This window comes from Phytopseudomonas daroniae (assembly GCF_004327285.1).
Classification (GTDB): domain Bacteria; phylum Pseudomonadota; class Gammaproteobacteria; order Pseudomonadales; family Pseudomonadaceae; genus Aquipseudomonas; species Aquipseudomonas daroniae.
Window position 1 is genome coordinate 35,506 of the sequence record NZ_QJUI01000019.1, and the last position, 12,030, is coordinate 47,535.

The 12,030-nt window shown below is 62.6% G+C and carries 11 protein-coding genes; 3 read left to right on the forward strand and 8 right to left on the reverse strand.

From position 1 onward, the window contains the following. Nucleotides 1–24: 24 nt before the first annotated feature. Nucleotides 25–672 (reverse strand): hypothetical protein, encoded by a 648-nt coding sequence (locus tag DNK06_RS19800; protein WP_131181717.1) that lies wholly within the window; start codon nucleotides 670–672, stop codon nucleotides 25–27. Between the two features lie 98 nt (nucleotides 673–770). Here DNK06_RS19800 and DNK06_RS19805 point away from each other — a divergent pair, with 98 nt between their 5' ends. Further along, on the forward strand, nucleotides 771–1,556 hold the full coding sequence (locus DNK06_RS19805) for a TSUP family transporter (protein ID WP_131181718.1): 786 nt from the start codon (nucleotides 771–773) through the stop codon (nucleotides 1,554–1,556). On the opposite strand, the gene nudC is transcribed toward DNK06_RS19805, so the two are convergent. The 7 genes from nudC to DNK06_RS19840 form a co-directional block, all read right to left on the reverse strand. Further along, complete coding sequence (nudC, locus tag DNK06_RS19810) at nucleotides 1,524–2,354, reverse strand: NAD(+) diphosphatase (RefSeq protein WP_131181719.1); 831 nt, start codon at nucleotides 2,352–2,354, stop codon at nucleotides 1,524–1,526. The genes DNK06_RS19805 and nudC overlap by 33 nt on opposite strands. Continuing rightward, nucleotides 2,354–4,012, reverse strand: coding sequence for a FimL-related protein (locus DNK06_RS19815; protein WP_131181720.1), 1,659 nt, complete (start codon nucleotides 4,010–4,012; stop codon nucleotides 2,354–2,356). Before DNK06_RS19815 ends, nudC begins: the two co-directional genes overlap by 1 nt. Nucleotides 4,013–4,050: 38 nt before the next feature. Then, nucleotides 4,051–4,863, reverse strand: a complete 813-nt coding sequence (locus DNK06_RS19820) for a crotonase/enoyl-CoA hydratase family protein (RefSeq protein ID WP_131181721.1) — start codon at nucleotides 4,861–4,863, stop codon at nucleotides 4,051–4,053. A gap of 189 nt (nucleotides 4,864–5,052) precedes the next feature. Next, nucleotides 5,053–7,323 carry an Orn/Lys/Arg family decarboxylase gene (locus DNK06_RS19825; RefSeq protein WP_131181722.1) on the reverse strand — a complete coding sequence of 757 codons (2,271 nt, stop codon included), beginning with the start codon at nucleotides 7,321–7,323 and terminating at the stop codon, nucleotides 5,053–5,055. Between the two features lie 115 nt (nucleotides 7,324–7,438). Beyond that, the gene (gene dnaQ / locus DNK06_RS19830) at nucleotides 7,439–8,182 is read right to left on the reverse strand and encodes a DNA polymerase III subunit epsilon (protein ID WP_131181723.1); all 744 of its coding nucleotides are present in this window, start codon (nucleotides 8,180–8,182) and stop codon (nucleotides 7,439–7,441) included. Continuing rightward, nucleotides 8,175–8,627, reverse strand: a complete 453-nt coding sequence (gene rnhA, locus DNK06_RS19835) for a ribonuclease HI (RefSeq protein ID WP_131181724.1) — start codon at nucleotides 8,625–8,627, stop codon at nucleotides 8,175–8,177. Before rnhA ends, dnaQ begins: the two co-directional genes overlap by 8 nt. Nucleotides 8,628–8,657: 30 nt before the next feature. Further along, nucleotides 8,658–9,419 carry a class I SAM-dependent methyltransferase gene (locus tag DNK06_RS19840; RefSeq protein ID WP_131181725.1) on the reverse strand — a complete coding sequence of 254 codons (762 nt, stop codon included), beginning with the start codon at nucleotides 9,417–9,419 and terminating at the stop codon, nucleotides 8,658–8,660. Nucleotides 9,420–9,493: 74 nt separating this feature from the next. Between DNK06_RS19840 and gloB the strand changes: the two genes are divergently transcribed. Together gloB and DNK06_RS19850 are read left to right on the forward strand one after the other, a co-directional pair. Beyond that, complete coding sequence (gloB, locus tag DNK06_RS19845) at nucleotides 9,494–10,267, forward strand: hydroxyacylglutathione hydrolase (RefSeq protein WP_131181770.1); 774 nt, start codon at nucleotides 9,494–9,496, stop codon at nucleotides 10,265–10,267. A 100-nt stretch (nucleotides 10,268–10,367) separates the two neighbouring features. Then, the gene (locus DNK06_RS19850; protein ID WP_131181726.1) at nucleotides 10,368–11,936 is read left to right on the forward strand and encodes a LysM peptidoglycan-binding domain-containing protein; all 1,569 of its coding nucleotides are present in this window, start codon (nucleotides 10,368–10,370) and stop codon (nucleotides 11,934–11,936) included. The last annotated feature ends 94 nt before the right edge of the window (nucleotides 11,937–12,030 follow it).

The window sequence follows — 12,030 nt, forward strand, 5'->3', positions numbered from 1 at the left end:
GAACGGCGTGTGAGGCTCAGCGCCTCACTGCCAATCCTGCAGCGCCTTGTGAGCGGCCTGGTTCATCGGCTGGGCCAGCAAGCCGGTGGGCGTCAGGCTGATGTTGAACACCACTTCGTCAGCCATCGGTAGATAAGTCACTCGACGGGCCTGGGCGTCGAACATGAACAGATCGCGCTGACTCAGGCGCAGCCAGCGCCACAGATCGACGCCATACAGGCTCTGGGTCAGTTCCACCTGGGTGTAACGGGCCTGGGCTTGCTGCTCGATGGCCAGGAAGCGGCTATTGAGCCTTTCCAGGCGATAGCCCGGCTGCAGGCCGATCAGCTCCGCCAGTCCCTTCCATTGCAACAGACGTACATCCAGCTGCCACAGATCGCCCTCCAGGGTGACGCTGCGTTCGGCGCCGTCCTCGCGGATATCGACTTGGTAGAGGTTGCCAGTGCGATGGAAGCTCAGGGTCAGCAGTGGCTTGTCGGCAGGCCAGGGATCGTAACGGCTGAGGTCATAGGCCAGCAACCCGACCAACACGGCCACGCCAAGAAAAACCAGGCCACAGGTGCCACGTAGCCAGGCCAGAAACCAGCGGCCGCCGAACAGGATACGTAACGCGACGAAGACCACCAGCAACGCCAGCAGAGCCGTCACCCAGGCGAGACCGTTGTACTGCATGGAATCAATTCCTTGTGCATGAAAATGTCGGCATTATGCGCAGCGCTTTCCTCTGCGAATAGCGCCGACACCGCACAATCGGATACAGGTCGCCTTTTATGTCTTTCCCCTTCGAAATGGCCGTCGACCCCACGACGCTGCTACTGCTCGCCCTGGTCGCCTTCATCGCCGGGTTCATCGACGCCATCGCCGGGGGCGGCGGCTTGCTGACCATTCCTGCCCTGCTCACCACCGGCCTGCCACCACACCTGGTGCTGGGCACCAGCAAACTCTGCGCCACGTTCGGCTCCGGCACCGCGGGATACGCCTTCTATCGGCGCAAGCTGTTCGCCCCGGCCAAGTGGCGCAACGCAATGATCGGCACCGCCATTGGTGCCATTACCGGGGCCGTACTGGTGCACTGGATGCCTGCCGAATGGCTCAACCAGATGCTGCCGGTGGTGGTCTTCGCTTGCGGTCTCTATCTGCTGTTCGGAAAAACGCCCAGCGCACCGCTGGATGCCGATTTGCCTATCGCCAGGAAGCGTCAGTGGCCGCAAAGCCTCAGCCTGGGGTTTTACGATGGCGTGGCGGGTCCGGGAACCGGCGCATTCTGGACGGTCAGCACGCTGCTGCTGTACCCGCTGGATCTGGTTCGCGCGAGTGGCGTGGCACGCTCGATGAACTTCATCAGTAATGCCTGCGCGCTGGCGGTGTTTATCGCGGCCGGCCAGGTGGCCTGGGTACTGGGGCTGTGCATGGGCTTTTCGCTGATGGGCGGCGCCTTCCTTGGCGCGCGCACGGCGATTGGCGGTGGATCGAAGTTCATCCGCCCGGTGTTCATCCTGGTGGTCTTGGGGCTGACTACGCGGCTAGTCTGGCAGCACTGGTTCACTGGCGCCTAAGCGGCGCGCCACATAGAGATCGATCAGGTAACGGGCGATGGATCGAGACGCGGGCAGAGGCGGCAACTCGTGTATGGAGAACCAGCGCGCGTCTTCGATCTCCTCTTCCTGCCTGACGATCTCACCACCGGCATAGCGGGCATGGAAGCCCAGCATCAGAGAGTGCGGAAACGGCCAGTTCTGGCTGCCCTGGTACTCGATGTCGCAAACCTCCACGCCCACTTCTTCGCGCACTTCCCGCGCGACGCACTGCTCCACCGACTCGCCGGGCTCGACGAAGCCGGCCAGGGTGCTGTAGACACCGGTGACGAAGCGCGGTGAGCGGGCCAGGAGAACCTCGTCGCCACGGGTGACCAACACGATCATGCTCGGCGACAAACGCGGGTACTGGCGCAGATTACAGCGCGGGCAATGCATCGCGCGCTCGCCAGCGACCGCTTCCATCGCAGTGGCACAGCCACCGCAGAAACGGTTGTCACTGGCCCAGGTGCCGATCTGTGCTGCATAGCCAAGCATCTGGAACAGCTCGGCATCACCTTCCAGCATGACCTGGCGCAGTCCCTGCCAACTGCATCCCGGCAGCTCGGCCTTGTGCTCCAGTTCCAGAAGATAGAGCGGCTCGCCACGAAATTGTCCCAGGCCGTGCTCGGCAATCACCGGCAGCCCCTGATTCTTCAACCAGTCTCGGGGAAACAGCAGGCCATTGGCATCGGCCAGAAAATGCTGACGGTGGTGAGCCAGTACCAGGCCGCCAGGCTGTCGGCAATCGAGCAACTCGGGCAGCCAGCGTTGGAGCATCAGGCCGCCACCTCTAGACCCAGGGCGCGCACGCTCTCGGCGGCCAGATCCAGCACGCTCGGCTGTGCCAGCTCGGTATCGGCCTCCAGGTAATATTCAAGGCTGCTCAGCGCATCGGCGAGCACCTCCAGGCGGGCCTCGGCAGGCATCTGCTCGGCATCGAGCATCTGCGTCTGGATATAGTCAGCACAGGCGCCGACCAACGCCGCCGCACGCTCCTGGCCGAGAAACCACAGGCCGCCACGCACCGCCTGCAGGCTGAATGGCACGTTGGACAGGTGCATGCGATCGCCAGCCGCTTCGAGGTAAGCGGTGATCGCACGCTTGGCCAGGGCCAGGCCGGCTCGTGCTTCGTCCAGCACCACGACTCGCGCTTCGAAGAGCTGATGCTGAGCGAAGGTGCAAGTCTCCGGCTCCGGGCGTGGCGTGGTCACTCGTTCGCCACGCTCGAGCGTCGCGACCATGCCTTCGACATAGAGCACGGCATCCGCCAGGGTGATCAACTCATCTGGCTCGGCCGCAGCGCCCTCGCACCAGCCGGCGACAGTGGACAACTGGTTGGCCAGGGAGTTGCCGGCAGAGCTCAGGCCGACCATGGCCAGTGTCTTGCTCAGCTTGCCCAGCAGAGCATGCAGGCTGGTCAATCCATCCTCCTGCAAGGTGCCGCGTTCGATCAGATCGAGCAGATCCTTGACGCTGGCCAGCTCCTCGCGAATGGCCGAGCTCAGCGAACGCATCACGGCCTTGCCGGGCCCGGAGAGACGCTGATATTCCTCTTCCAGCAGGTGATCGGTGAACGGCAGCGCGGTGATACCGAACAACTCGCGTACCTCACCAGCCAGCGCCCCTCGGCCACCGGATAGTGCCACCAGATACAACAATTCCTTGAGCAGGCTGCGTGGCGGCTCGTACGCGCCATTGACGAGCATCTGCCGCAATTCCCGGTCGATCCGCGAGAACAGTTGCTTGCGCGATTTGCGCGGCAATAGCTGGCCATCGTTCTGCGCCTCGAGGGCCGCCGCACTCAGCCAGCACAGACGACCACGCGGCTCGTTGGCGAACAGCCCGTCAAGACGCTTCATCGCCCGCCCCATCAGCTTCATGCTGGCTGCGGGATTCTGTTCGCGAATGAAGCCAAGCAGCCCCACCTGGTACATCTGTCGCAGGCGGCGACCTTCATTTTCCTTGGCGGCTGCGTCCAGAGCCGGCGGGATCATGCGCGGCCTGGTCTGATCGAGTCGTACGCTGAAGAAGAAACTTTCCGGCAATGGCGGCTGCTTACAGGCCTGGCGCAGATCATTGATCGCCGGCAGCAGCAGTTCGGGCATTTCCTGGCGATGCACGTCCAGGCTTTCGAGGTAACGGCGCAGCACGTGCAGAGCATTGCTCAGCGCCGCCAACTGGATGTCACGCTCCGAACCCACGCCTGCGGGAATATCGGTGGCCTGATCGAGCACTTCCTGGGCGAGCAACTCGGCACCGGTGAGTTCAATCAGGTTGAGCGTGCCGCGCACCTGTTGAAGATTGTCCACGGCTTGCTGCAGCAAGCCGCCGTTATTGCGCTCGACGATAAACTGCTCGAGGCTCGCTTCGGCCTCTTCGATCGTGGCGAACAGTTCGTCGCGAACCAGCCCCAGTGACGATGCTCCAGAAACCATTCGCTATTGTGCCTCCCGCACAGGTGATAAAGCCGCAATCAATCAGCGAACTCGGGGTTCTGCTTACTCATATGGGCCGCCATGGCCACACGCAGATCGGCGGATTGCAGCATGGCGGCATTCCAGGTCGCGACGTACTCGAGCCCGTCGTCGACGCGATGATCGCGCATATAGCGGATCATTTCCTTGGTGCCGCGCACGGCAACCGGAGATTTTGCGGCGATCACCCGAGCAATGTCCATCACGCCAGCGAGCAGTACATCGAAATCGCTGAACACCTGATTGACCAGACCGATCTCACGGGCCTCTGCGGCGCCGACGGTACGGCCAGTGAACGCCAGTTCGCGAAGCATGCCGTCGCCGATGATGCGCGGCAGACGCTGCAAGGTGCCAACATCGGCGGCCATGCCGATATCGATCTCCTTGATGGCGAACTGGGCATCCTCGGCGCAATAACGCATGTCGCAGGCCGACACCAGGTCGATGGCACCCCCCAGGCAATAACCATGAATTGCTGCCAGCACCGGCTTGCGGCACTGATCGACGGCCTTGAACGAGGCCTGCAGTTCGAGAATCTTGCGCCGCAGCGTCTGTGCGTTGCGCCCCACGTCCTTGCCCAGCTGAGTACCGACCTGCGCCAGCAGGCTGAGGTCGATACCCGAGGAAAAGTGTCGCCCGGCGCCGGACAGCACCACAGCCCTGATCTCATCCGTCTCGTCGACCCAGCGGAAAATCTCGATGATTTCCGTCCAGAACGCAGCGTTCATGGCATTGATCTTGTCCGGACGGTTGATCACCACATGGGCGACCTTGTCCACCAACTCGACACGAAAAGCCTGGTACTCGGACATGGCGGTCATCCTCGGCAAGAAGCGCTGTGCGCTAGGAGTCTTCTTATGGCGGCTCAAACGCCCCCGTGGCGGCAGCTGCTTACAACCGCGCAACTATAGCAAGCAGCGCCTGAAAGTCGATCACGCCGGGTGTGACGTGCAGCACGCCTCGCCCAAGCGAATGTTCCAACATGACGCCTGTAACCGGGTTCACCCCTCGACGATGCAATCCACCGTGTAATAGCTGCCCTGCTCGCCCTCGTGACGCTGCAGCCCGTGCACGTCGGCATCGAAGCCTGGAAAGCGCTGCTCGAAGGCCTGGGCGAAGCGCAGATAGTCGATGATCGAGCGGGTTTCCGTGGTGAAGCGCTCGCCCGGCATGATCAGGGGGATGCCCGGCGGGTAAGGCACCAGCATCACCGCGGCGATGCGCCCCTGCACCTCATCGACCAGCACTTCTTCCACCTCGCCACGTACCAGCTGGTTATAGGCGTCAGCGGGTTTCAGGGCGATCTGTGGCAGCACTGTGTACATGCGCTTGAGCGATTTGGCCGTAGCGTTTTCCCGGTAGCAGTCATGCAGGGCATCGCACAGGTCGCGCAGGCCCATGCCCTGATAGCGACCAGAGCCTTCACGGGCGATGGAGGGCAATACGGCGTTCAGTGGCAGGTTGGCGTCATAGCTGCGCTTGAATTCCAGCAACTCGGTCAGCAGCGTACTCCACTTGCCCTTGGTGATACCCATGGAGAACAGCACCAGGAACGAGTACAGGCCAGTCTTCTCGACCACTAGGCCGCGCTCCCAGAGGAATTTGCTGACCACCGCCGCGGGAATACCGCGCTCATCGAGGCGTCCGCCTGCGGTCAGGCCGGGCATCACCAGGGTCACCTTGATCGGGTCGAGCAGTACGTAGTCCTCAGCCACATCGCCGAAACCATGCCAGTCGGCCTCTGGCTGCAGCAGCCAGTCCGGCGTCGACACGTCGTCGGCACCTTCGGTCTGCGGTGGCTGCCAGATGCTGAACCACCAATCCTCGCTGCTCAGACTCTGGCCGAGATTGGCCAGCGCGCGGCGGAAACTCAGGGCTTCGTCGAAGGTTTCCTGGATCAACGAACGCCCCGCCGGCCCCTCCATCATCGCCGAAGCCACGTCCAGCGAGGCGATGATGCCGTACTGCGGCGAAGTGGAGATATGCATCATGAACGCTTCGTTGAAGCGGTCACGGTCGAGCTTGCGCACGCCGGTGCCCGCGCTACCATCCTGCACGTGAATCATCGACGCCTGGCTGAAGGCCGCCAGCAGCTTGTGAGTCGAATGGGTGGTGAACACCATGGGGCCACCCGCCTCACGGGTGGTGCCCATGCCGTAACGGCCGGCGTAGAACTCGTGGAAGGCGGCGTAGGCGTACCAGGCTTCGTCGAAATGCAGGACTTCTACCGAATCGCCGAGGGTACGTTTGATCAGCTCGGCGTTGTAGCACAGCCCGTCGTAGGTCGAGTTGGTCACTACCGCCAGCTTGACCTTGGGCTCACGACCGCGCGCCAGGGGGCTGGCATCGATCTTGGCCTGGATCGACTCGCGGGAGAACTCGCTCAGCGGAATCGGCCCGATGATACCCAGCTCGTTGCGTTCCGGGGACAGGTACAGCGGAATGGCACCGGTCATGATGATCGCGTGGAGGATCGACTTGTGGCAGTTGCGATCCACCAGCACCAGGTCGTCGCGGCCGACCATCGAATGCCAGACGATCTTGTTGGCGGTCGAGGTGCCATTGATCACGAAGTAGGTGTGGTCGGCGCCAAAATTGCGCGCAGCGCGCTCCTCGGCGGCGGCCAGCGGGCCGGTGTGGTCGAGCAGCGAGCCCAGTTCGGGCACCGATACCGAAAGGTCGGAACGCAGGGTGTTCTCACCGAAGAACTGGTGGAATGCCTGCCCTACCGGGCTCTTGCGATAGGCCACGCCACCGCCGTGGCCCGGTGTATGCCAGGAGTAATTGGACTGTGAGGTGTGCTGCACCAGCGCCTTGAAGAATGGCGGCAGCAGGCCGTCGAGGTAATTACGTGCGGCCCGTGCCACCTGTCGGGCCAGAAACGGCACGGTGTCCTCGAACAGATAGAGGATGCCGCGCAACTGGTTGAGGTCGGCCATGGCTTCGGCCGGCGCGTTCTCGATGGTGACCTGCTCGCCCAACGCGAAGATCGGCAGTTGCGGCGCACGCCGGCGGGCGATGCGAATCAGCTCGACCATATCCTGCAGCAAATGGCGATTTTCCCCGGCACCCTCGGCAGCGACCAGGATACAGGCCAGGCCATGATGGGTCGAGGCGACGATATGCCCTTCCGCCGAGCTGGCGGTGGAGAGGATGGTGAAACCGTCCTGTTCCAGTTCCTGGGCGATGGCTCGTACCCGCTCACCGGCCACGGTATCGGCCTTGATATCACGATGAACGATGAGTACGGGGAACTTGAGGTCTTTGTACATCAGCTACACCTGAGGTCATACGGGATTGGCCCGCTGTGTCCTCAGGGTAGAGGCTCGCCGGAAAGGACGGAACCCCTCGCAGGCGGAGCTATACGAAAAGGTCGCAATTCGCTGCTCAGGAGGCGGAAGTGCCCTGCTCCAGCTGAGCCCACAACGCCGGGGCGCCAGCGGATTTCTCGATCGCGGCCAGGCGCGCGGCATGCGCCGCCAGGTCTTCGGCACTGGCGGCGATCACTGCGCCTCGTGCCCGATCGGCCGGCAAACGGCGAATCGGCGTCGGCTGCTGACGACCATTGCCGTCGCCCTCCGAGCCATCGCCCGCCAGGGACAGATTGGTCTGCCCACCGGTCATCGCCAGGTAGACGTCGGCGAGAATCTCCGAGTCGAGCAAGGCGCCGTGCAGTTCACGGCCAGAGTTGTCTACGCCGTAGCGCTTGCACAGCGCATCGAGGCTGTTGCGCTGACCCGGATGACGCTCGCGGGCCATCTGCAGGCTATCGAGCACGTCGCAGTAGGAAGCGAGATCCGCCCGCTCGTGCTGACCGATCAGGGCGAACTCATTGTTGAGGAAGCCCACGTCGAACGGCGCGTTGTGGATGATCAGTTGTGCGCCTTTGATGAACTCGTAGAACTCGTCGGCGACTTCCTTGAAGCGCGGCTTGTCCTTGAGGTCTTCGCTGGTGATACCGTGAACCGCGATGGCGCCTTCGTCGATGTCACGATCCGGCTGCAGGTACACGTGGAAATGGCGCCCGGTCAGGCGACGGCCCTCGACTTCGACGCAGCCGATCTCGATGACCCGGTGGCCATCGCTCACCGGCATACCGGTGGTTTCAGTATCCAGTACGACTCTACGCACGCTTCATGCTCCTGATGTCTTCGACGCCGCGGTTGGCCAGTTGATCCGCTCGCTCATTGCCGGGGTGGCCGATATGGCCGCGCACCCATTGCCAGGTCACGTTGTGTCGGCTGACCTGCTCGTCCAGTTGCTGCCACAGGTCGGCATTCTTCACGGGTTCTTTCGCGGCGGTTTTCCAGCCACGCTTCTTCCAGTTGGGCATCCATTCCTGGATCCCCTTCATGACGTACTGCGAGTCAGTGACCAGGCGCACGTCACAGGGGCGTTTCAGTTCGGCCAGGCCGCGAATCGCGCCCATCAGCTCCATGCGGTTGTTGGTGGTCACGGCCTCACCGCCCCACAACTCCTTCTCCACACCCTGGAATACCAGTAATGCGCCCCAGCCACCGACGCCAGGATTGCCCTTGCAGGCACCGTCGGTGTAAAGCTCAACTTGTTCGGACATGCAGCGCCTTTATCTATCGATGTTGCCGGCTCAGGACGCTTCGCTATCGCGACGGCTGACCTTGGCTACCGGCATGGGCACCAGCTTGCCCATCGGTTCGCGACGGGACTGGCGCAGTGGACGCAGGCCGACCACCAGCTTGCGCGCCACCAATACGTAAAAACCACCACCCGGCGACTGCCAGGCGCCGCCCCAGCGTTCCAGGGGCCCCAGCCGAGCCTGCCAGGCAGCGGAAGCAAGCGGCGGACGATAACATCCGAAGCGCCGTTTCTCCAGCGCGAAGCCGAGCAGGTTGAGCCAGTCGCCAAGACGCCCGGGGGCGATGCAGCGTGCGTCGTGAAGGATGTCATGGGCGAACAGATGGCGTACCCCCCAGGCACTCAGCGGGTTGATGCCAACCACCAGCAGATGCCCGCCCGGGCGCACGCTGCGCGCGGCTTCCCGCAACAGGCCATGGGGCGACTGGCAGAAGTCCAGGCCGTGCTGCAGCACCACCACATCGGCAGCATGCTCGACCAGCGGCCAGGACTGTTCCTCGCAAACGATCTCGACCCCCTCGAAGGGCGCGCCAAGGCGCACGCTGCGTTGAATCTGCCGGGTCTCGATAGAGGTTTCGGCACAAGGGCCGTAATGCACCAGATAGCCGCCGAAGAAGCGTTCCAGCTCTTCATCCAGCAGGCGTTGCTCCTGTTCCAGCAGCAGACGCCCCAACGGGCTGGTGAACCACTGTCGGGCAGCACCGATTAGTTGGAGCCAATCGGCATCCGCCTGGGCAAAAGGATTGTCGCTCATGGGAAATACCTGCGTAGCCATCTTCAACAATGACACCTAAGATGCACCTTTGTCCCCAGCTTGGCGACCACCTGATGATCAAGATCGAAGCCCTGAGCGCATTTTCAGACAATTACATCTGGCTGTTGCAGGATGAGCAGCGCAAACGTGTCGCCGTAGTCGACCCCGGTGACGCGGCGCCTGTGCAGGCCTGGCTGCAGGCACATCCCGACTGGACGTTGAGCGACATTCTCATCACCCACCACCACCCCGACCATGTCGGTGGCGTCGAACAGTTGCGCCGCGAGACCGGTGCTCGCGTCTATGGCCCGGCTAAAGAGAACATCCCCGCCCGCGATCAGGCGCTGGTCGATGGCGAGCGTATAGAGGTACTTGGCCTGCCCCTGCAGGTGATCGACGTACCGGGCCATACCCTCGGCCATATCGCTTTCTACCAGGACGATCATCACTGGCTGTTCAGTGGCGACACCCTGTTCGCCGCTGGTTGCGGTCGACTGTTCGAGGGCACACCCGCGCAGATGCACCACTCGCTGCAACGCCTCGCCGCGCTGCCGGACAATACCCTTGTTTACTGCGCCCACGAATACACCCTGAGCAACCTGCGCTTCGCCCAGGCCGTCGAACCTGAGAACCCGGCTATCGCCGAGCGCCTGCGACAGGTCACCGAATGGCGCGAGCAAGGCCGTATCAGTCTGCCTTCGCAGCTACAACTGGAGCGCGCCACCAACCCGTTTCTGCGTGGCGCCGAAACATCGGTTAAAGAAATGATCGCCAGCCGCGAGGGGCGCACGATAGACGACGAGGCCGAGGTATTCGCAGCTCTACGTGCCTGGAAGGATCACTTCTGAAGCGCCGACTGGGCCGCAAAAACTCTGATCAAAACTTGACCACCCCTGGATCGGTTTCTAGAATCCCCCGACTTTCGATCCAGGACGCCCCCACCAACCAATGCCTTCGCAGCCTTGCAACTCATTGAATTCAAAGGCATTGGCCTTGCGCTGCCTGGCGCTTGCCGTGGCCATCCTTGCCGTTCTCAGCGGCTGCCAAAGCCTGGATCAACAGACCGTTGACGCAGGCATCGCGGTCGATTTGAGCAGCAAAGCGCCGCACGAACCGCTGTGGATCAATGGGCCGGTGCAGGCCGAACAGCCCAAGGACGTCTGGGAGCGGGTGCGCGCGGGCTACCAGTTGCAAGACAACATCGGCGTCAATCCGCGCATCGAGCAGCAACGCCTGTGGTTCGCCAGCAACCCGTCCTTCGTCGAAAAGTCCGGCGAGCGCAGCAACCCGTACATCCACTACATCGTCGAGCGCCTGCAAGAACGCAACATGCCGATGGAGCTGGCACTGCTGCCGATGATCGAAAGCGCTTACAACCCCTTCGCCTATTCGTCGGCCAATGCCGTGGGCCTGTGGCAGTTCATCCCGTCCACGGGGCGCCACTTCAATTTGCGTCAGACCAGTTGGTACGACGGTCGTCGTGACGTCACCGCATCCACCCAGGCCGCCATGAATTACCTGGCCCGCCTGCACGAGATGTTCAACGGCGACTGGCTCCTCGCGCTGGCAGCCTATAACGCCGGTGAAGGTCGGGTCAGCCGCGCCATCGAGCGCAACCAGAAACTCGGTCTGCCGACCGATTACTGGAACCTGTCGCTACCCCAGGAAACCCAGAATTACGTTCCCAAGCTGCTCGCCCTGTCCCAGGTGATCATGGCGCCCGACGCCTACGGCGTGAGCCTGAGCCCGATCGCCAACGAGCCCTACTTCGAAGAAGTTGAGCTCAAGCAGCGCATGGATCTGTCGCGTATCGCCGCGCTCGCGGAAGTGGACGAAGACGAACTCTACCTGCTCAATCCGGCCTTCAAGAAACGCATCACCGTCGACGGCCCGCAGCATCTGCTGGTGCCGACCGAGAAGGTCGAACTGCTGACCGCCAACCTGTCGACCCTCAAACCTCAGGATCTGCAGAACTGGCAGGAATACGTGGTGCGCCCGGGCGATAACCTGCACGGCATCGCCAAGCGCTACGAACTGAGCGTCGCCAGCATCAAGGAGCTCAACCAGCTCGCTGACAATACCTTGCGAATCGGCCAGCACCTCAGCCTGCCGGCCATGGGGCAGCCGGTGCCGGACTCAACGCCGCAGCGCACCACCAACACCGCCGTCGCATCCGCATCGCGTAGCTATCAGGTGCGTAAAGGCGACAACCTGTGGCAAATCGCCAAGGCGCACAATGTCTCTGTCAGCGAAATCCAGCGCTGGAATGCGCTCAAGGGCAATGCTCTGCGGGTCGGTCAGAATCTCAAGCTGCAGGGTACGGGCACGGCGGCTACCCAGGCCATCGCTCAGCTGGAGCGTGATGACGTGACCTACTACAAGGTGCGCAAAGGCGATTCGCTGCACCTGATCGCCAAGCGCTTCAACGTGCAGATGAAGAACCTGCAGAGCTGGAATCCACGCACCGGCAAGGCACTCAAGCCGGGCCAGGTACTGACCCTGCGCCTGCCTAACTGAAGTCCATTGCAACACACTTGATGCAAGTGGCCGGGGCCGGCCTTTTTCCTGTACAGACAAGCTGTTACTGTACGGAAACCTTTGCCGCCCCGGA